22 protein-coding genes and 1 pseudogene are annotated in these 19,567 nt (G+C 67.8%); 11 read left to right on the top strand and 12 right to left on the bottom strand.

What is annotated here, in order from left to right:
- Positions 1-58: 58 nt before the first annotated feature.
- A complete protein-coding gene (locus IB230_RS04045) occupies positions 59-547 on the top strand; it encodes an 8-oxo-dGTP diphosphatase (protein WP_192268966.1) in 489 nt (162 codons plus the stop codon).
- A gap of 500 nt (positions 548-1,047) precedes the next feature.
- On the opposite strand, the gene IB230_RS04040 is transcribed toward IB230_RS04045, so the two are convergent.
- Positions 1,048-1,713 (bottom strand): response regulator transcription factor, encoded by a 666-nt coding sequence (locus IB230_RS04040; RefSeq protein WP_192268965.1) that lies wholly within the window; start codon positions 1,711-1,713, stop codon positions 1,048-1,050.
- Between the two features lie 10 nt (positions 1,714-1,723).
- Positions 1,724-2,491, bottom strand: coding sequence for a 3-hydroxybutyrate dehydrogenase (locus IB230_RS04035; RefSeq protein ID WP_192268963.1), 768 nt, complete (start codon positions 2,489-2,491; stop codon positions 1,724-1,726).
- A gap of 133 nt (positions 2,492-2,624) precedes the next feature.
- Between IB230_RS04035 and IB230_RS04030 the strand changes: the two genes are divergently transcribed.
- The 7 genes from IB230_RS04030 (at position 2,625) to IB230_RS04000 (ending at position 8,891) form a co-directional block, all read left to right on the top strand.
- Positions 2,625-4,460, top strand: a complete 1,836-nt coding sequence (locus tag IB230_RS04030) for a 3-hydroxybutyrate oligomer hydrolase family protein (protein ID WP_192268961.1) — start codon at positions 2,625-2,627, stop codon at positions 4,458-4,460.
- Between the two features lie 217 nt (positions 4,461-4,677).
- On the top strand, positions 4,678-5,292 hold the full coding sequence (pssA, locus tag IB230_RS04025; RefSeq protein ID WP_192268959.1) for a CDP-diacylglycerol--serine O-phosphatidyltransferase: 615 nt from the start codon (positions 4,678-4,680) through the stop codon (positions 5,290-5,292).
- A gap of 70 nt (positions 5,293-5,362) precedes the next feature.
- Positions 5,363-6,754, top strand: coding sequence for a class III poly(R)-hydroxyalkanoic acid synthase subunit PhaE (gene phaE / locus IB230_RS04020; protein WP_192268957.1), 1,392 nt, complete (start codon positions 5,363-5,365; stop codon positions 6,752-6,754).
- The gene (locus IB230_RS04015; protein WP_192268955.1) at positions 6,751-7,821 is read left to right on the top strand and encodes a class III poly(R)-hydroxyalkanoic acid synthase subunit PhaC; all 1,071 of its coding nucleotides are present in this window, start codon (positions 6,751-6,753) and stop codon (positions 7,819-7,821) included. Before phaE ends, IB230_RS04015 begins: the two co-directional genes overlap by 4 nt.
- A complete protein-coding gene (locus tag IB230_RS04010) occupies positions 7,821-8,198 on the top strand; it encodes a DUF5329 domain-containing protein (protein WP_192268953.1) in 378 nt (125 codons plus the stop codon). The genes IB230_RS04015 and IB230_RS04010 overlap by 1 nt, the downstream gene beginning before the upstream one ends.
- A 42-nt stretch (positions 8,199-8,240) precedes the next feature.
- The gene (locus tag IB230_RS04005; protein ID WP_192268951.1) at positions 8,241-8,447 is read left to right on the top strand and encodes a PspC domain-containing protein; all 207 of its coding nucleotides are present in this window, start codon (positions 8,241-8,243) and stop codon (positions 8,445-8,447) included.
- 3 nt (positions 8,448-8,450) lie between these two features.
- Positions 8,451-8,891 (top strand): hypothetical protein, encoded by a 441-nt coding sequence (locus IB230_RS04000; RefSeq protein WP_192268950.1) that lies wholly within the window; start codon positions 8,451-8,453, stop codon positions 8,889-8,891.
- Positions 8,892-9,063: 172 nt separating this feature from the next.
- On the opposite strand, the pseudogene IB230_RS03995 reads toward IB230_RS04000, so the two are convergent.
- The 4 genes and pseudogenes from IB230_RS03995 to IB230_RS03980 form a co-directional block, all read right to left on the bottom strand.
- Positions 9,064-9,381, bottom strand: a pseudogene (locus tag IB230_RS03995) (HupB); the annotation flags it as partial.
- A 70-nt stretch (positions 9,382-9,451) separates the two neighbouring features.
- Positions 9,452-10,666, bottom strand: a complete 1,215-nt coding sequence (locus IB230_RS03990; protein WP_192268946.1) for an FAD-dependent oxidoreductase — start codon at positions 10,664-10,666, stop codon at positions 9,452-9,454.
- 69 nt (positions 10,667-10,735) lie between these two features.
- On the bottom strand, positions 10,736-11,428 hold the full coding sequence (locus tag IB230_RS03985) for a TetR/AcrR family transcriptional regulator (protein ID WP_343227251.1): 693 nt from the start codon (positions 11,426-11,428) through the stop codon (positions 10,736-10,738).
- Positions 11,429-11,527: 99 nt separating this feature from the next.
- Positions 11,528-11,932 carry a GFA family protein gene (locus IB230_RS03980; RefSeq protein ID WP_192268942.1) on the bottom strand — a complete coding sequence of 135 codons (405 nt, stop codon included), beginning with the start codon at positions 11,930-11,932 and terminating at the stop codon, positions 11,528-11,530.
- Between the two features lie 104 nt (positions 11,933-12,036).
- Here IB230_RS03980 and IB230_RS03975 point away from each other — a divergent pair, with 104 nt between their 5' ends.
- The 3 genes from IB230_RS03975 to IB230_RS03965 all read left to right on the top strand — a co-directional run bounded on the left by IB230_RS03975 (position 12,037) and on the right by IB230_RS03965 (position 14,335).
- Positions 12,037-13,278 carry an HD-GYP domain-containing protein gene (locus tag IB230_RS03975; RefSeq protein ID WP_192268940.1) on the top strand — a complete coding sequence of 414 codons (1,242 nt, stop codon included), beginning with the start codon at positions 12,037-12,039 and terminating at the stop codon, positions 13,276-13,278.
- A gap of 71 nt (positions 13,279-13,349) precedes the next feature.
- Positions 13,350-13,775: a GFA family protein gene (locus IB230_RS03970; RefSeq protein WP_192268938.1), complete on the top strand. Its 426-nt coding sequence runs from the start codon at positions 13,350-13,352 to the stop codon at positions 13,773-13,775.
- 128 nt (positions 13,776-13,903) lie between these two features.
- Positions 13,904-14,335: a nuclear transport factor 2 family protein gene (locus tag IB230_RS03965; RefSeq protein WP_192268937.1), complete on the top strand. Its 432-nt coding sequence runs from the start codon at positions 13,904-13,906 to the stop codon at positions 14,333-14,335.
- Here IB230_RS03965 and IB230_RS03960 read toward each other — a convergent pair whose 3' ends face one another.
- The 6 genes from IB230_RS03960 to IB230_RS03935 all read right to left on the bottom strand — a co-directional run bounded on the left by IB230_RS03960 (position 14,336) and on the right by IB230_RS03935 (position 19,536).
- Positions 14,336-14,902 (bottom strand): hypothetical protein, encoded by a 567-nt coding sequence (locus IB230_RS03960; protein WP_192268935.1) that lies wholly within the window; start codon positions 14,900-14,902, stop codon positions 14,336-14,338. It lies immediately after the preceding gene.
- Between the two features lie 102 nt (positions 14,903-15,004).
- On the bottom strand, positions 15,005-15,520 hold the full coding sequence (locus IB230_RS03955; protein ID WP_192268933.1) for a nuclear transport factor 2 family protein: 516 nt from the start codon (positions 15,518-15,520) through the stop codon (positions 15,005-15,007).
- Positions 15,517-15,741: a hypothetical protein gene (locus IB230_RS03950; protein ID WP_192268931.1), complete on the bottom strand. Its 225-nt coding sequence runs from the start codon at positions 15,739-15,741 to the stop codon at positions 15,517-15,519. The genes IB230_RS03955 and IB230_RS03950 overlap by 4 nt, the downstream gene beginning before the upstream one ends.
- A 132-nt stretch (positions 15,742-15,873) precedes the next feature.
- The gene (locus IB230_RS03945) at positions 15,874-16,341 is read right to left on the bottom strand and encodes a group 1 truncated hemoglobin (protein ID WP_192268929.1); all 468 of its coding nucleotides are present in this window, start codon (positions 16,339-16,341) and stop codon (positions 15,874-15,876) included.
- 10 nt (positions 16,342-16,351) lie between these two features.
- Positions 16,352-17,224 carry a DUF3034 family protein gene (locus IB230_RS03940; protein WP_192268927.1) on the bottom strand — a complete coding sequence of 291 codons (873 nt, stop codon included), beginning with the start codon at positions 17,222-17,224 and terminating at the stop codon, positions 16,352-16,354.
- The gene (locus tag IB230_RS03935) at positions 17,221-19,536 is read right to left on the bottom strand and encodes an EAL domain-containing protein (protein ID WP_192271263.1); all 2,316 of its coding nucleotides are present in this window, start codon (positions 19,534-19,536) and stop codon (positions 17,221-17,223) included. The genes IB230_RS03940 and IB230_RS03935 overlap by 4 nt, the downstream gene beginning before the upstream one ends.
- Positions 19,537-19,567: the final 31 nt, after the last annotated feature.

Raw genomic sequence — 19,567 nt, 5'->3', positions numbered from 1 at the left:
TACGCCGCTCCCACGACCGCCAAGGCTAGAATGCGCGCCTGCATTCCGGAACCCTCGCATGCCTTACACCCCCATCGTCGCCACGCTCGGTTACGTGCTGTCGCCCGACCGTTCGCAGGTCCTGCTGATCCATCGCAATGCGCGTCCGGATGATCAGCATCTGGGCAAGTACAACGGCCTGGGCGGCAAGATCGAGCGCGACGAGGACGTCGTGGCCGGCATGCGTCGGGAGATCCTGGAGGAGGCCGGCATCGACTGCGATGCGCTGACGCTGCGCGGCACGATCAGCTGGCCGGGCTTCGGCAAGAACGGCGAGGACTGGCTGGGCTTTGTCTTCGTCATCACCGCGTACAGCGGCACGCCGTTCGAGACCAACCCCGAGGGCACGCTGGAATGGGTGCCGGTGGAGAAGATCATGGAGCTGCCGTTGTGGGACGGCGACCGCCACTTCCTGCCGCTGGTATTCGACGACGACCCGCGCGGCTTCCACGGCGTCATGCCGTACCGCGACGGCCGCATGGTCTCCTGGGACTACTCGCGGATCTGAAGTTGTCCGTTTGCATGCTTCCTCTGTAGGAGCGACGTGAGTCGCGACCGGAATGGGCGACGGGCAATGCACCGTGGATGAGTCAGGGGCGAGACGACGATAGTCTTGTGGCTCTCCGCTATCGACAGATCAAGGCAGTTCCGGTCTGCGGTCGCGACTCACGTCGCTCCTACAGAGGCAGGTGCGTGTTCCACGACACGACTTTTCCACATCCCCTGTGGAATGACGCTGGGGAAACCGTGTGGATAACCGCGTCGGCGCCTTGCGCCGCAGGCCTGTCAAGATGTGTGGCGAAAATTTGACCAGTGCATGACGGGCCGGTGTCGAGGTTGTCCACACCGGGTGTGGATGATCTGTCGACGAACATGTGGATAAGCGTCGGCACGCGTTGTGGCGCAATGCTGTCAAGACGGGTGGCGAAAAAATGACCGCGGCGTGACATCACTGATCCACGCATGCGTTCCACGACGTCCCGGCATCCTGCGTGGATACGTGGAACCTCAGCCCTCGATCTGCCGCGCCGGATCTGCCAGTTCCAGTTCGCGCAGCACCACGCCGGCCTGGGTGCGGTTGCGCACACCCAGGCGGTCGAAGATCGCGGAGAGGTGGGCCTTGACCGTGCGTTCCTGTACGTCCAGGCGATCGGCGATCTGCTTGTTCAACAGGCCCTGCGCCACCAGGGTCAGTACGCGGAACTGCTGCGGCGACAGGCTGGCCAGGCGGCCCGCCAGCTCGGTGTCGTGTTCGGAGGACTGCGAGCGCGCTACCGCGCCACGCAGCGATGCCGGCAGCCATTGCTCGCAGGCGAGCACGCTGCGGATGGCGTCGCGCAGTTCATCCAGCCCGGAACTCTTCGGCAGATAGCCGGCCGCGCCATGGTCCAGCGCGCGGCGGACCACGCGCGGATCGTCGTTGGCGGACACCACCACCACCGCGACCGCCGGGAACTGCGCACGGATCGCCGCCAGGCCCGCGAGCCCATGGTTGCCGGGCATGTGCAGGTCGAGCAGTACCAGGTCGATGTCGTCGTGCGCTTCCAGCGTGGCGATGACGCCGTCCAGCGACTCCGCTTCGCGCACCGACAGTTGCGCGACGGCATCGGCCGCCGCACCGCGCAGGGCGGCACGGAACAGCGGGTGGTCGTCGGCGATCAGCAGGTTGGGCATGCGGTATCGCTTACTGCACCGTCCAGCCGCCGTCCACCACGATCGTCTGGCCGGTGATGTTGCGTGCGGCGGGCGAGGTGAGGAACGCGGTGATGCCGGCCAGTTCATCCAGGCCGATGAAGACGCCCTTCGGCATCGGCTTCAGCATCACCTGGCTGACCACGTCGGCTTCGGAGATGCCGCGTGTACGGGCCTGGTCGGCGATCTGCTTGTCGACCAGCGGTGTCTTCACGTAGCTGGGGCAGACCGTGTTGATGGTGATGTCGGTGTCCGCCGTTTCCAGCGCCAGCACCTTGGAGAAGCCGACCAGGCCATGCTTGGCGGCCACGTAGGCGCTCTTGTACGGGCTGGCCACCAGCGCGTGGATGCTGCCGATATTGACGATGCGGCCGAAGCCGCGTTCGCGCATGCCGGGCAGCACCGCGCGGGTCAGGCGGGCCACGCCGACCAGCATCACCTGCACCAGGAAATCCCATTTCTCGATCGGGAAGTCCTCGAGCGGCGACACATGCTGCAGGCCGGCGTTGTTGACCAGCACGTCGATGGGGCGGGAGATCGTCGCCAGGGCGGCGTCGATGCTTTCCTGCGAGGTGACGTCCAGCGCGACCGCCTCGGCGGAACCGCCTTCGCTGCGGATCTGCGTCGCCACGGCTTCGGCGGCGTCGAGGTTGAGGTCGCTGACGATCACGTGGCGGCCGGCTTCGGCCAGCTGCGCGGCGATGCCGGCGCCGATGCCGCTGGCTGCGCCGGTGATGAGAAGGGTATGGGTGGGCTGCATGGGGGCACTCCTGCGTGTCGCGGCTAGCGTAGCAGGCAGGCGCGCGCGGTTCGTGGTACCAAAGTACGATGACGGCGCTTTCCCCGGAGGGTAGTTTCGTGGCACTGACCGGAACCCTGGACGCTTTCCACGCATGAACGCGACGACGCGCATTTCCTGCGGCCTCCTGCTCGGCGCGGCACTTGCCGCCTGCAGCAGCACGCCGCCCAAGCCCGAAGCGGTGGCCCACATGATCCAGCCCCAGCGCGTTACCGAACACCGTGGCGGCGATGACCTGCTCACCGCCGGCCTCGGCCTGGACGGATTGCGCGCGATGGCGGCGCCCGCGTTCGCCGATCCCGCCCATCCGACGCCGGCCGAACTGCGTCGCCGCGCAATCTGGGCGAACTGGCGCGGCATCGCCGACCTCTCGCTGACCGGCGGCTACGGGCAGGCGTACGGCAACGTGGGAAGCGTGCCCGGCCGTGAGTATTCGGCCCTGGCGACGGTCGCCGGCGCGAAACAGCCGCACCGCGTGCTGGTGCAGGTACCGGACAACTTCGATGCGGCCAAGCGCTGCGTCGTCGTCACCGCCTCGTCGGGCTCGCGCGGCGTCTATGGCGCCATCGCGGTCGCCGCGCCGTGGGCGTTGCCGAAGGGCTGCGCCGTCGCCTACACCGACAAGGGCGCAGGCACGGACTACTTCGACCTGACCGAACAGCGCGGCGTGCGCGAGGACGGCACGATCGGCGCACTCGGGACCGATGCGCTGGCCTTCGCGCCCGACGCACCGGTTGGCGCCAGCGGCGTAGCGTTCAAGCACGCGCATTCCAAGGACAACCCGGAGGCCGATTGGGGCCGCCACGTGAAGCAGGCGGCGGAATTCGCGCTGGCCTCGCTGGATCAGGCCTTCCCGCAAGCGGCGCCGTTCCGGTTCGACAATACGCGCGTCATCGCGGTCGGCATCTCCAACGGCGGTGGCGCCGTGCTGCGCGCCAGCGAGGAGGAGGGCGGCTGGCTGGATGCGGTGGTCGCCGGTGAACCGAACATCTACGCGGCCGACGCGCCGGGCGCGCGTTCGCTGTACGACTACACGACCGAAGCCGCATTGCTGATGCCGTGCGCATTGCTGGACCTGCCGGCGGAGACGCTGCCGCAACCGCCGCTGCGCGCACAGGTCGAACCGCTGTGGACGGCGCGCTGCGCGACGCTGAAGGCGGCCGGGCTCGTCACGGGCGCGGATGCGAAGGCACAGGCCGCGTCGGCGCGCGCGCAGCTGAAGGCGAACGGCTGGACCGATGAAGCGCTGGTGGCTGGTGCGCTGAGCGCGGGCTTCGACCTGTGGCGCGCGGTCGCGGTGACGTATGCGTCCGCCTACGGGCGTTACGGCGTGGGTGAGCATCCCTGCGGCTTCGCGTTCTCCGCGCAGAACGCCGACTTCTCCGCACGTGCGGCTACCGCCACCGAGCGGGCCGCTTGGTGGTCCGAGGGCAGTGGCATCCCGCCGGGTGCAGGTGTCGGCATCGTCGACACGAAGCTGGCAGCGCCGGACTTCACCCTGCCCGGACTGCAGTGCCTGCGTGCCTTGCAGGGCGGCAGCAGCGACGATGCGCGTCGCGTGCAGGCCGGCATCGCACAGACCGCCGCCCGCTTCCCGAAAACCCGCCGTCCGGTCGTGGTGATCCATGGCCTGGATGACGGGCTGGTGCCGCCGGCCTTCTCCAGCGCGCCCTACGTGGAAGCCGCGCGTGCGGCCAATCCCGACGTGCGCTACTGGCAGGTGCGCCATGCGCAGCATTTCGATGGGTTCCTTGCCTTGCCGGTCTATGGTGCGCGTTACGTGCCGCTGCTGCCCTACGTCTACGCCGCGCTCGACCAGGTCGATGCCACGCTGGATGGCAGCCGCGAGCTGCCGGCCAATGCGTTGATCAGCGCGCAGCCGCGGGGTGCGGGTAGCGTGGAAGCGAGCCAGTTGGCGATTCCTCGTTGAGTGAGCCTTCTCCCCGCGCGCGGGGAGAAGGTGCCCGGAGGGCGGATGAGGGGCAGGGTGCGGGTTGACCGCGTGCGTCGGTCTATCCGGTCTCCGTTCGCCCCTCACCCGCCTTCGGCACCCTCTCCCCGCCAGCGGGGAGAGGGGACAGCAATACGCCGCGACGCCTTCACCCACTTGGCCTTACTCTTGGGACTGGCCCGACATTCATGCCACCATGTCCCGACACTTTTCGATGATCCGCGACTTCCAGCTAGCCGACTGGTTCACGCTGGGCAACGCCTTCTGCGGCACAGGCGCCATCTTCGCGTCGATGCGCTTCCTGCAGGAAGGCATCCTGCGCGACCTGATGATCGGCATGGCGCTGATCCCGCTGGCCTTCATCTTCGATGCGCTCGACGGTCGCGTCGCGCGCTGGCGCAACCAGGCCTCCGTCCTCGGGCGCGAGCTCGATTCGCTGGCCGATGTCATCTCCTTCGGCGTCGCGCCCGCCGCGCTGGCCTACGCCTGCGGCATGCAGGGCGGCTGGGACTGGCTGGTGCTGTCGTATTTCGTCGCCTGCGGCGTCAGTCGCCTGGCGCGCTACAACGTCACCGCCGAGTCGCTGGCCGACGGCGGCGACAAGGTGAAGTATTTCGAGGGCACGCCGATCCCGACCAGCCTGCTGCTGGTGGTGCTGCTGGCGATTGCGGCCTACCTGGGCCACGTGGGGCCGGACCTGTGGCTTGGATCGCTGAAGCTGGGACCCTGGCTGCTGCATCCGCTGGTGCTGCTGTTCGCGGTGTCCGGCACGTTGATGATCAGCAAGACGTTGCGCATTCCCAAGCCTTGACCGTGAGGTGAAGGCGCGTCATGCACGCGCCGCCGGCCGCGGCTAGAATCGGTCGGGAAAGGGAGGGTACATGGCAAATTCCGTTCCACCGTGGCCGGGCGATTTCGAGTCGGTGGCCCAGCAGTACTGGAGCCTGTGGGGCGATGCCCTGCGGCAGGCCGGCGCGACGCCGACGATGTCCATGCCTGGCGCCGCGCCGGGCTGGCAGCAGACGGTCGACTGGTGGTCGAAGCTGGTGCCCGGCGGTCAGCCGCAGGTCGACGAGGCCGTTGGCCGCTTCCAGCGACAGGCCAGCCAGTGGTTCGGGCAGATGCAGCAGGTCGCCGGGCAGTTCACTGGCCGCGATCACGATGCCACCGATATCGGCCGTGCCTGGCGCTCGGCGCTCGGCATGGCCGAACCTACGGCCGCCCACAACCCGTTCGCCGACATCTTCCGCAGCATGCAGGGCGGCGCGCACGGACTCGACGGCTGGATCCAGCAGATGCGCCCCTGGCTGGAGAACCTGCAGCGCGATGGCGATCGCTGGACGCACCTGCCGACCTTCGGTCTGTCGCGGGAGCACCAGGAACGCTGGCAGCATCTGCTGCAGGCCTATCAGGACTACCAGCGGCAGGTCGGCGAATACGATCAGTTGATGCTGCAGGTGGCGCAGGACGCGTTCGTACGCTTCGAGCGCAAGCTGGAAGAGCACACCGAACCTGGTCGCCAGTTGCAGAACGCGCGCGCGCTGTTCGACCTGTGGATCGACGCCGCGGAAGAGGCGTACGCGCAGGTCGCCATGTCGAACGACTTCCGCCACGCCTACGGTGGCCTGGCCAATGCGCAGGCGCGCCTGCGCCTGGGTGTGCAGCGCGAAGTCGAACAGGTCTGCACGCAGTTCGGCATGCCGACGCGGACCGAAGTCGATTCCGCCCATCGCAAGATCGTCGAACTGGAGCGTGCGCTGCGCAAGCTGACGCGCGCGCAGGCGATGCCCGCCCGTCGCGCGCCGGCGGCTCGCGCCGCCGCGCCGGTGGAAGCACCGGTCGTCGCTGAAGCGCCGCCGCCCGCACCTGTATCGGCGAAGCCGAAGGCGGCGAAGAAGCGTCCGCCTGCCCGTCGCAAGCCCGCACCGGCGCCGAAAGCTGCGCCGAAGAAGCGCGTAGCGGTCAAGAAGACGGCAGCCAAGAAGCGTGTGCGACGCGCAGTAGCCGCCGCAGCGCCGGCCGCCACCAAGCAGGAACGCGTGCCTGCAGCGACCAAACGGGTCGCGCGCAAGCCGGCCAAGGGCAAGAAGCCCACCGCCAAGACGGTGGCCAAAGCGGCGGCCCCGAAAGCGCCGAAGAAAGCTGCCGCGCCCATCGCCAAACCGACCTCGGTCGTCTCGATGAAGGACTGGGTGGCGCGCAACGCCACGCGTGGCGCCGCCGCCGAAGCGCCGGGCGCGGGCAAGAAGACCAAGCGGGGTAAGGGCAAATGAACGGGCCGCTCAATTTCAGCGCCGAGACGCTGGTGCAGGAAGCCGCCACGCTGACGCAGAAACTCTCCGCCGGCCTGCACACGCTGCCGGAGGTCGAGGACGTCCACTACGGCGCCACCCAGAAGCAGGAAGTCTGGCGTGACGGCAAGGTCGTGCTGTACCGCTTCATCGGCGAGAAGGCGCCCACGGCGAAAGTTCCGCTGCTGATCGTCTATGCGCTGGTCAACCGGCCGTACATGGTGGACCTGCAGCACGACCGCTCGCTGGTGAAGGGCCTGCTGGCGCAGGGCGAGGACGTCTACGTCATCGACTGGGGCTATCCGGACCGCTCCGACCGCTTCCTCGAACTCGACGACTACATCAACCGCTTCATCGACGGTGCGGTGGACCACCTGCGCGACAGCAGCAATCGCGACGCGATCAACGTGCTGGGCATCTGCCAGGGCGGCGCATTCTCGCTGTGCTATTCGTCGCTGCACCCGGAGAAGGTCAAGAACCTGATCACGATGGTCACGCCGGTGGATTTCCACACGCCGGACAACATGCTTTCGCACTGGACGCGCGAGCTGGACGTGGACCTGTTCGTCGATGCGCTGGGCAACGTGCCCGCCGACATGATGAACGCCTGCTACCTGATGCTGAAGCCGTTCCGCTTGAACCTGCAGAAGTACGTGGGGCTGGTGGACATCCTCGACGACAAGCGGGCGATCGAGGACTTCCTGCGCATGGAGAAGTGGATCTTCGACTCGCCGGACCTGGCGGGCGAGGCGTTCAAGCAGTTCATCACCCAGTTCTACCAGCGCAACGGTTTCATCAAGGGCGGCATCGAGATCGGCGGCGAAGCGGTGGATCTCGGTTTCGTGGACATGCCCGTGTTGAACATCTACGCCGAACAGGATCACCTGGTGCCGCCGGACGCCTCGCGTGCACTGAAGGATGTCGTGGGAACGTCCGACTACACCGAGTTGAGTTTCAAGGGCGGCCATATCGGTATCTATGTGTCCAGCCGTGCGCAGCGCGAGGTGCCGACGGCGATCCATCACTGGTTGGGCCAGCGCGCGCGGTGATGGTGATGCGTCGCCTTGCCGTACTGTTGCTGGTCACGCTGCCTTGGGCGGCGTACGCCGCGCCGTCCGCACAGGCCAAACGCGAGATCCAGGGCCTGATGGATGCGCTGTCCGCGTCGTCGTGCGAATTTCAGCGCAATGGGACATGGCATGGCCGTGACGAGGCGCGCAAGCACCTGCAGCGCAAGTACGACTACCTGCTGAAGAAGAATCTCGTGGATACCGCGGAACAGTTCATCGAGCGCGCGGCGAGCAAGAGCAGCATGAGCGGACGTGCCTACCAGGTGCGCTGTCCGGGCCAGCCTGCGCAGCCGGCGGCTACGTGGTTCGCGGCAAAGCTCGACGCGCTGCGCGGTTCAGGCGCGCCCGTCCGCTGACGCGCTAGACTCGGCCCAGACCACCGTGGGGAGCAGCCGGCGATGAACAACACGACGTCCAAACCGTTCGCCCGCTCGCTGAACGACCGCATGATCGCCGGCGTGATGGGTGGCATCGCCCATCGCTACGGCTGGAGCGCCACGCTGCTGCGGGTGATCTTCGTCATCGTCTCGATCGCCTCGGCCGCGTTCCCCGGCATCCTGGTCTACCTGATCCTCTGGCTGCTGATGCCCAACGAACAGGATTGATCCATGGCGTCGGCAGGACTGTGGATCGCGCGCGTGCTCGGTGTCGTCTGGGCGGTGCCCAACACGCTGATCGGCCTGCTGGCCGGTGCCGCCGGCATGGCGTTCGGCGCGCGCGCTGAGTGGAACCGTCGCGATTTCGCCATCGTCTTCCATCGCTGGCCATGGGGACCCGGCGGCGCCATCACGTTCGGCAACAGCATCCTGCATACCGGCGATACGCTGGAGTCCGAATGCATCACCTACGAGCATCGCGCAGGCCGGACGCAACATCCGCGCATCCGCCTGGGCGATCACGAGCGCGCGCACGTCTACCAGTACATGGTGCTGGGTCCACTGTTCCTGCCGGTCTACCTGCTGTGCGGTGGCGTCAGCGTACGCAATCCGTTCGAGCGCGCAGCGGATCGCTACGCACTGACGGGCAAGGGGTGGTGGCCGGGCGGCTGACCGACGGACGGTCGCGGTCTTTTCACCTGTTGCCGACGCCGTCGCGCGTAACCTGATCGCGTCCGGAAAACGCACCGAATACGCTTCGATGCGACCCGGCAAGGAGGGCCCAGCCACCCGGGAGACATCCCGCCGTGACTGGGCCTTCTCAATGGGCGGGACATCAGTCGCGTGAGGTCTTCTTCGCCGCTTTCTTCGTGGTCTTGCGGGTGGCCGGCGTCTTTGCTGCCTTCTTGGCAGGGGCCTTCTTCGTGGCTGCCTTTACCGCCTTCTTGGCGGTGGCTTTCCTGGTTGCTTTCTTTGTGGCCTTCTTCGCCGTCTTGCGGCCGGCGCCGGACTTCTTGCCGCCACCATCCTGCTTGTTGACGGTAGCCCAGGCGATGCGTTCGGCGGCCTCGCGTGAACGACCCTGATCCAGCTCGCTTTCTTCGATGTGCTCGGCCTGCCGCTTCTGCTTGTCGGTATAGGCCGACTTGTCTCCGCGTGGCATGACGCTGTCTTCCTGAGGATAGGGAAGCGCAGCGTCGCGCGCACTGCATGACGATGCCGTCAATGCAGCGTCAGCGCTCCAGGCGCTCGAACGAGAACAGCGGCCACAGCGGATGCCGTTTCCGTTCGATCAGCGCTCGCAGCAACCCGGCGCCGAGCATGCTGTAGGTTATTCCGTTGCCGCCGTAGGCCATCGCGAAATGCACGCGCGGCCCCCATTGCGGATGCGGGCCGAAGAAGGGCAGCCCGTCTTCGGTTTCGGCGAACGTGCCGGCCCAAGAGAACGCCGGTGTGATCGCCATGCCGGGAAACAGCTCCTCCAGCCGCTTCAGCAAGGTACGCGCCTTCTTCTGCACACGCGCATCGCGTTTGGCGGGGATATCCACGGCGTCGTCCTCGCCACCAAGCAGCAGGCGTCCGTCGGAGGTGCTGCGTGCGTACAGGTAGGGCCGGGCGGTCTCCCACAGCAGCGTATCGGCGAGGAAGCCGAGGTCCGCCTCGGGCAGCGGGTCGCTGATGACGGCGTAACTGCTGCGGTTGCGTGCGACGCGCTGCTTCAGCCAGTGCTGGCTTGCGTAGCCGGCGGCAAGCACCAGGTGCGAGGCGCGCACGGCGAGGCCGGTATCGGTGCGCAGGGTCACGCCGCGCGACGTGGTCGCGATGTCGACGACGCAGGTGCGATCGAAGATCGATGCTCCCTGCTTCCGCAGTCGTTGCAACAGGCGGTGGGTCAGGCGGTACGGGTCCACGCGTGCCGCCTGCGTGCTGAGCAGGGCGGCGGGCGCGTCGAAGCCGTAGTCGTCGCGCACGCGCGTCGACGAAAGCAGTTCGACCTGCAGCCCGTGCCGGCGTCGCGCCGCATGCTCGTCCTCCAGCGTGCGCACGTCGCGGCGTCGGCTGGCGTAGTACAGGCTGCGGTTGCGCGCGAAGCCGACGTCGCGCCATGCCGACGCGACCGCCTGCAACTGGTCGATGGCCTCGGCGCAGGCGCGGTAGGCGAGGGCGGCATCGGCTTCGCCATGGCGCTTGGCCAGGTCGACCAGGTGCGTGTCGATTTCGTACTGCAGCAGCGCCGTGCTGGCGGCGGTGCTGCCCCAGCCGATGTCGCGCTGTTCCAGCACCGCCACGTCGAGGCCATGGCGGGCCAATTCATCGGCGATCAGCGCGCCGGTGATGCCACCGCCAAGCACGGCGACGTCGCACCGGTGATCGGAGGCCAGGCGCGGGAACGCCTGCATCAGGCCATTACTGACTGCCCAGAAGGGGTAACCACTTTTCAGGTCCATGCGCACCCGGTCCCGTCACGAGGCGGACATGCTCGCAAGCCGCCCGACAGGGAGGGGTGAAGGCCGGCGTCAGCGCGGCAGGGCACCCTTGAGGAACACGTCGACGGCCGCGAGGGCCTGCGCCTCCAGCGTGTCGACATCGGGCAGATGCGGTCCGCCCGCAGCCAGGCGGAGCACCTGGTCGCCGAACAGGCTCATGTAGAACTGCGCGGCCGCGGCCTTGGGCGACGGCAGCTGCAGACGACCGGCCGCCACCTGCTGTTCGAGGTAGTCCTCGAGGGTGCGACGGATGGAGGCCACCACATGGTCGAAGAACCAGTCGCGCAGGGCGGGGAAAGACTGCCCTTCGCCGATCACGATGCGATAGACCACCTGCGAGTCGGTGCCCGCCATCAGTTGCGCCATGCGGATCGCCACGCGGCGCAGCGCCTGCTCGGGCGACAGTTCGGTGAGGTTGAGGTCGCTGAGCACATGGATGTGCAGGTCCATGCGGCGTTCGAGAATGGCGCAGGCCAGACCTTCCTTGTCGCCGAAGATGCGGTACAGGGTCGCCAGCGATCCGCCTGCCCGCGCCACGATCTCGCTCAGCCGTGCGTGCTGGTAGCCCTTTTCCGCGAACACCTCGGTGGCGGCGTCCAGGAACTTCTCTGCCCGGATCTCGCCACGACGGCACAGTTCCACCTGTGGACGGGGTCGCAGGGGCAGGCTACTCGGGGAAGCATCGCTGAAAACGGTTTCCAGATAGTCGGACGGGATGCTCACGGAAAGTCCCTGCGCGCGGCTGGGTAGTGATGTTGTCGCCAGCCTAGCAAAAAGGCCGTCGTGCCGTGGCAACGGCGTAAGCGGTCTGTTCGACATCCGCTACAGGTAACGCGTGAACCTGGGTGCCTCCTGCCAGCGATCGTGCGCGCCATCCACATGGACGACCGGGGCGGCGTCGAGTTCTTCGGGCGGGACGTCCTCCAGGCAGCCCAGGTTCACGCCGTAGATGCGCTCTTCACCCGGCATGTTGTTGCCGATGCCGAAGGGGCGCACCCCGCAGGTGCGGCAGAAGTGGTGCGAGTTGCGCAGGGTGTTGAAGCGGTACTCGGTCAGCTCGCTGTCCCCGGACAGCAGGCGGAACCGGTCGGCCGTGGCGATGGCCGGCCAGAACCGGTTGCGCCGGCAGATCGAGCAGTTGCAGCGGTAGGTGGGCTGGGTGAGGTCGATCTCCGCCTCGAAACGGACGGCGCCGCAGTGGCAGCTGCCCTGGTAGGTCTTCAGCATGGAGCCTCCGGTGCCGATATCGATCCGGGGGCTGACGGGGTCGCCCCGCCGCACCCGGTACTGGGGCGTGAGCATATCGGACCCTCCACCTGCCGGAGCCGTGCATGCTGCAGACCGTCGATGTCGCCGACCTCCGGCCCGGCATGTACGTGCACAAGCTGCTCGGCCCGTGGATGCAGCACCCGTTCTGGCGCACGTCGTTCCTGCTGGATGCCGAGCGCGTCGCGGAACTGCAGGACAGCGGAGTGGAGCAGGTGCTGGTGGACCTGTCCCGGAGCGAGCTGGCTGGCGACGTCGATGTCCCGACCCAGGACGCGACAGGACCGGTGCACGCGGAGCCGGCCGCGACGCCCTCGTCGGACACGGGCGCGGATGCGGACCGTCGCCGGGTGATCGTGGCCGACGGCACCGTCAGCCTGGCGTCCGAGATCTCGCGCGCCCGCCGCATTTGCGATGAAGGCCGCGACGCCGTGGAGGCGATGTTCCGGGAAGTCCGGCTGGGTCGGGGCGTGGACGCCGGCCACGTACTGCCGTTGCTCGATGAGATCACCGGCTCGGTCGACCGTCACCCGACCGCCCTGGTCAGCGTGGCGCGACTGAAGGACGCCGACAGCTATACCTACCTGCACTCGGTCGCCGTGGGCGCGCTGATGGCCATGCTCGCCCGGCAGCTGCAGTTGCCGGACGACCAGGTGCGGGAGGCCGCTCTGGGCGGCCTGCTGCACGACATGGGCAAGGCGATGCTGCCGCTGGAAGTGCTCAACAAGCCCGGCAAGCTGACCGATAACGAGTTCGCCATCGTCCGTCAGCATCCCGTGCATGGCGAACGCCTGCTGCGCGACGGCGGCATCACCCAGGAGGCGATCCTGCACATCGCCCGCCACCACCACGAGAAGGTCAACGGCGCCGGCTATCCGCAGCGTCTGTCCGGTGCCGAACTGCCGCTGCTGACCCGCATGAGCGCCATCTGCGACGTCTACGACGCCATCACCTCCAACCGGCCCTACAAGACGGGCTGGGACCCGGCCGAATCGCTGCGACGCATGGCCAGCTGGCAGGGCCATTTCGACGAGACGCTGATGAAATCGTTCGTGCGCAGCGTCGGCATCTACCCGATCGGTGCGCTCGTGCGACTCTCCAGCGAGCGGCTTGCGGTGGTGGTGGAACAGAATCCCGCCACGCTGCTGGCACCGCGGGTGCGCGTGTTCTACTCGGTCAGGTTGCGCAAGCATGTGTTGATGACCGACCTCGACCTAGCGACCGCGGGCGAGCATGAACGCATCGTCGGCGTGGAGTCGCCGGAGAAGTGGGGCTTCCGCGACCTGGAGAAGGTCTGGCTGCCCTGACGGGGCGTGTCGATTCACGTCGCTCCGGTTCGTCGTCCTGACAGACCCTGACTGGATGAAAGGAGCGTGCCATGCAGACCCATACCGGCAGCTGCCATTGCGGCGCCGTGCGCTACGAGTGCGACCTGGACCTGACCGCCGGCACGCGACGCTGCAACTGCAGCTTCTGCCTGAAGACCCGCATGTGGAAGGCCTTCGTGCTGGGGGAGGGCAGTTTCCGCCTGCTGCAGGGCGCCGAGGCACTGTCGGATTACCGCGCCCGTGATTCCGGATGGCCCGAAGGCCACGTGCACCACTACTTCTGCCGCCACTGCGGCGTGCGCGGTTTCAGCAAGGGATACCTGGCGATGGCACCATTCAACGGCTGGTTCCATGCGGTCAACGTCGCCACCCTGGACGGCCTGGACGATGCGCAGTTGGCTGCGGTTCCCGTGCAGTACGAAGACGGCCGCCACGACGTTTGGGACCACGCGCCGGCCTATCTGCGGCATCTGTGAGGCGACAGCCGGACTTCCGGCACGTGTCTGTGCGTCGGCCTGCGGAGAGCATGGCCCGTCGGTGCACCCGTTCCCGTGTCAGGGAACGGGCGATGTGCCCCAGGCCATTCCACGCGAAGGAGATCCCGATGTCCCTGCTGTCCCTGGTCATGGCGGCCACCGCCGCCACGGCACCCGTGCCCATGGCCGACGCCACCACCCTGGCCGCGATCGAGGCGACCTGCTTCGACTACGTCGACGGCCAGCTGGAAGGCGACCCCGCCCGCGTGGCGCGCGCGCTGCACCCGGACCTGGCCAAGCGCTCGGTCATCGGCGATACGCCGGACGAACGCCTCGGCCTGCGCCGCATGTCGAAGGACGAACTGGTTTCGCTGACCCGGCAGGGCGCGCTGAAGACGCCGAAGGACCAGTGGAACCGCAGCTGCCGCATCCTCGACGTCACCGCCGAGACCGCCGTCGTGCGCCTCGAGACGCCGTGGTTCGTCGACCATTTCCACATGGGCCGTTACGGCGACCGCTGGATCATCGTCAATGCGTTGTGGCACATGAAGCCGCGGTGATCACTCCGCGAGGCATGATTTCGCCGCCTTGTGGAACAGCAGGGCGGACGAGAGCCACGCCACGACGTACAGGCCGGTGAAGGCCAGCACGAAGGCAGGCGATTCCTGCGTGTCCATCCGCATGGCGATGCCGCCTGCCACCATCTGGACGACCGCCATCGCCGCCAGCACGCAGGCCATGCCGCGTGCCTGCAGACGGACCAGTCCGCTGCCGATGGCGCCGACGGCCAGTACGCCGAGGAAGAGCAGGTTGGCGGCATGTTCGGGCTCGTCGACGATGCCGACGGCCAGGTTCGCCCACAGCAGCAGGAAGGCCGCGCCGATCGCGATCAGGCTGGCCAGCAGGTAGCTGGGCACGCGCGCCACACGCGTCGCCATCTCGAAGGCCACGCAGGCGGTCAGCAGCATCGCGCCGAAGACGATGAAATCGCTGCCGGTCCAGGCCACCTCGTGGGTGAACTGCATCGCCACCCAGGGCGCGGGCAGCAACAGCATGGCGCCGCCCCATGCGAAGGGGCGCAGTACGCGGATCCACGCGATGGCGTTGGAGTAGGTATCGCTGGTCATCGCCATGGTTCCGTGTCTGCGGGAGGTGCAGGGCAGAGGATCGGCGACCGTCGTGCAGCGAGGGCGGGGCGTGTGTGAAGCGGGTGCGAAGTCCTGTCGGGCTCAGGGCGCGTGGGCCGCCGGCCGGTGGGCGTAGCTCAGCACGCGGGTCACCTGCCACTGGCTGTCGCGTTCGCGCCAGACCATCACGAAATCGGCTTCGCCCGCGCAGTCCTTTTCCGGCAGCGCACAGAAGCGGTGCGTTCCTTGCGAGATCGCGCCGAAACCCTTGATTGGGAAGACCTCCAGCGTGCCGGGGACCAGCTCGCGTCGATAGCGGCCGCAGACGTACTCGCGCGTGCGGGCGATCATGTCGTCGCGCGTCCAGGTGACGCCGCCGTTGTCGTGGTAGAACTCCACCGCCTCGTCGAAGTAGGCGGCGTGCTTTGTCAGCTGCGCCGGATCTGCGCAGGTGTTGAACGTGTCGAACACGGCCGTGTCCAGCGCAGCGATGGCCTCGGTCAGCTGCTCGGGCGTGCGCTCGGCGGCCGCCGTCGCCTCGACCGCGCCGCACAGCAGCGCGGTACCCAGCAGACCGCAGAAGGCGGTTCTCGCCCTGCGCCAACGCGCGGTGGTCATGCCGACACCAGCGGTGCCCGCGGGCGGCCGCCCAGCAGACGCGCCGGCAGCATCAGCACGGCGTGCAGGAAGGCGAACAGCGCCGAGAAGGTGATGCCGACCAGGCGGAACGGCAGCGACAGCAGCCAGACGAACGGCCAGGCGACCAGCGCCAGCAGGGCAAGTGGCCAGCACAGGACGAGCAGCACGCACCAGGCGAGCAGGGCGAACAGGGTTTTCATCAGCAGGTCCCATGGACGGCAGTGGTCAGGGACAGGGTGACGACCCCGTGCACCATCCACCAGCGGGGTGCGACGAAAGGCCGGTCGCCATGACCAAAGCGGGCCTGACGGGGATGAAACGCGGGTGTGTCTTCAGTGCGGAGGTTGCAGCGGGGCTTCCACGGGTGGGGGTCCACGACGCACCACCTCGCGCTGGAGTGCCGCCAGGCGCCGCAGCAGCTGGTTCTGGGTAGTGCGCGGCAGACCCTGTTCGTCCATGGCCCACATCAGGTCTTCGACCAGCGCGTTGAAGTCGGCCTCGGCGACCTTGACGTGCTTGTGTGCCTCGGCCATCTCCTTGCCGACATACGAGCATGGGCCGCCCGCTTGCACGCACAGGAACTCCACCAACCTGTCATTGAGGTTGATGATGTTGACGTCCTTGAAGTGGTGCGCAATGCGGGGATCGTCCGACACGCGGAACAGCAAGGTCTCGACCAGTGCCTCGATGCCGCTGCGCCCGCCCAATCCCTCGTACAGCGCGTCCTTCGCCGGAGGAGTGGACGCGCAGCCGGCGATCGACAGCAGGCAGGCCAGCAGCAGGGTGGTCGCGATGCGCATGCCCGTCACCTCAGAAGCTCAATTGCACGGAAACATAGGCGCCGCGCTGGTCGTCCAGCGTGGCGATGCTGCCCAGGTCCGCCCACGCACCGACGACGGCGACGTGCTTGGTCGGGAACCAGGCGATGAAGAGGTCGCGCCAATCGTCTTCGCGGGCGAAGCCGAGGTTGTCGGGCTTCTGCCGGTATTCCACGCCCACGGCGAAGCGAGGATCGAGCAGCACGGCCGCCGATCCCTCCCATAGCCATGTGCGGTCCGCGCGCCGGTCGCCGCCGAAGCCAAGCAGTCCCGCTTGGTTGGCGTTGCTCGAACGCAAGGTCGCGTTGAGCAGCAACTGGTAACCGCCAGCGGCGTCGAGGAACAATTTGCTGGCGCTGACGTAGGCATCGGTACCGCTGTCGTCGCGCGCGCCGATTGCCAACGGCAGCGTGCCGTCGCGCAGGCGCTTGTGCTGCATGCCCACGCTGATCTGCGGGGACCGGCCGTAGACCAGGTCGCCGGTCATGCGCAGCTTGGCGCCGTACACGTCCTGGTCCAGCGAGTCCCATGGCAGCGACAGGCGCCGCTGCAGTTCACCCAGGTCGAAGGACTGGCGGGCGAACGACACTTCCAGCCGGTTGCCGAAGGTGTACGACGCACCGTAGGCGTCGAGGGCGTAGTCGCCGGTGTCGACGCGTGTGTAGAAGGCGGCGCCGCCATGCTGCTCGTCGGTGCCGTACCCGGACAGCACGGCCCACGGCACGATGCCGCCGCCGGCCGCACCTTCGATCTGGGTGGCGCCGCCGGTCGCCAGCAAGCGGCCTTGTCCGGCGGAGGCCGGCGCGGCGGACAGCCACGACGCAGCACCGGTGAGGAGGAGGAGGCAAGGGCGAAGCAGGTTCATGCGTCGGATTCCAGCGAAAGCGCGTCGGTGGCGGTGGCGGTGGCCGGGGCGCGGCGGCGGCACCAGTCGATCAGGTCGGCGCTGCCCAGCGGCGCACTGAACAGATAGCCCTGCACCATGTCGCAGCGGTAACGACGCAGCAGCGCGAGCGCGTGGTCGTTCTCCACGCCCTCGGCGATCACCGACAAGCCCATGTTGTGTCCCAGTTCGATGGTGGAGCGCACGATCACCGCATCGTCGCTGCCTTCTTCCAACTGCATGACGAAGCTCTTGTCGATCTTCAGTTCGTCAACCGGCATGCGCTTGAGCTGCGCCAGCGAGGAATAGCCGGTACCGAAGTCGTCGATCGCCAGGCGCACGCCGCAGCCCTTCAGCCGGTGCAGCATGCGCAGCGCGTATTCGATGTCCTGCATCAGCGCGCTTTCGGTGACTTCCAGGATCACACGCGCGGCCGGCACCCCATGCAGGGCCAGCCGTTGTTCGATGTAGTCGGGCAGATCGGCGTCCAGCAGATCCATCGCCGACAGGTTCACCGCCAGCCCCAAGTCCATTCCGTCGGATCGCCAGGCGGCGTTGCAAGACAGCGCCTGGTCCAGCACGAAGCGGGTGAGTTCATGGATGAAACCTGAGCGCTCGGCCAGCGGGATGAATTCGTCGGGTGCCACCATTCCCAGCGTCGGATGCCGCCAACGCACCAGAGCCTCGACGTGTTGCACGCGTGCACTCGCTGCGTCTAGCTTGGGCTGGAACTTCAGTTCCAACTGTCCGCCGCGGATGGCCTGGCGCAGGTCGGTCATCAATTGCAGTTGCCGCAGGTGCAGTTCGTCGCGACCGGGCTCATAGACCGCCACGCCACCGTGCGCAGCCTTGGCGTCGTACAGCGCTATATCGGCACGCCGCAGCAACGTGTCCGGATCGTGGCCGTGGCGGGGATGGCAGGCCAGGCCCACGCTGCCCTCCACACTGACCCGCGTGCTCGGCAGATCCAGTGGCTGCTTGAGCCCTTCCCACAGCGCCTGTGCCTGGCGCAAGGCGGCGTCGCCGGACAGACCGTCCAGCAACACCATGAACTCATCGCCGCCCAGCCGTGCGACCAGGTGCGCCGGATCCAGCATGGAGCGCAGGCGGCGCGCGACTTCGCGCAGCACCTGATCGCCGAAGTCGTGGCCCAGCGTGTCGTTGATCTCCTTGAAGCGGTTGATGTCCATCACCAGCACCGCGACGTCGCCGCCCTCTTGGATCGCCGCCTGCAGCCGGTTGTAGGCATGGCTGCGATTGGGCAGACCCGTCAGTCCGTCGTGGTGGGCCTGATGGAGGATGCGTTCCTCGCGTGCGGCGATGTCCGACTGCATGCGGTCGAAGGCGCCCGCGAGTTCTTCCATCTCGCGACTGCCACCCGGGACCGCGGCCTGGGTGTAGTCGCCGGCCTGGATGCGGCGCGCGGCCTGCGCCAGTCGCGACACCGGCCGGCTGATGCCGCGGCCCAGTGCCACCGCCATCACGACCGCCAGCAAGGTGGCCAGGCCCGAGAGCATCAGGATGCGTGAGCGCAAGGTGCGGTAGGGCGCGAACGCGCGATCGTAGGAATCGAGCAGCACCACGCGCGCATCGCCGTCACCCGCCAGCGGGTGCGAGGTCGACAGATAGTGGGACTGGCCCACGTTGATCTCGCGCAGCGCGGCATCGCCGACGGTCGCGGCGGCGCTGAGTGCGGCACGCTCGTCAACCGGCAGTGTCGACGCATGGACTTGCGTCGTAGCCGCACCGTTGGTGACGAAGGCCGCCTCCAGGCCGGTCAGGCGGTGGAACTGCCGCGCCAAGGCGTCATCGTAGCGGCGGCCCACCGCGAGCCAGCCGACCGGTTCCGGCGCCATCACCGGCAGCATCACGACCAGGTAGAGCGCATCGCGTGCGACCACGGTCTGCAGGGCGATACCGTCCTCGCGTGCCTGCGCCATGAGCCGGGTCACCACCTCCGACGAAGGCTGCGCCATGTCGTTGGCACTGGCCTGCCAGCGTCCCTCCGGCGAGAACTGCCAGGCCAGGTCCGCGCCGATGCGGGTGCCATGATTGTCCAGCGCGGAGCGAAGCGTGGGGATGTCGCCGCTGGCGACCGCCGCGCGGAAGCCATAGTCGTCCGCCAGCACCGAGGCCGACGCGAGCAACTGCTCGGAGCGGCTCTCCTGGAACTGCTCCCAGACGCGCTGGCCCACCTCCAGTTCCTGCTGCAGCCGTGACGACACCGCGCGCTGCGTGGACAACGTCACCACCGCGAACGTGGCCAGCTGCGCCGCTGCGACCACCGCGATCATCACCGCGATGACGCGTGTCTGGAAGCGGCGT

The organism is Pseudoxanthomonas sp. PXM01 (genome assembly GCF_014851815.1).
Classification (GTDB): domain Bacteria; phylum Pseudomonadota; class Gammaproteobacteria; order Xanthomonadales; family Xanthomonadaceae; genus Pseudoxanthomonas_A.
Note: the sequence above shows the minus strand (reverse complement) of the source record. Positions and strands in the feature narration are given on the sequence as shown.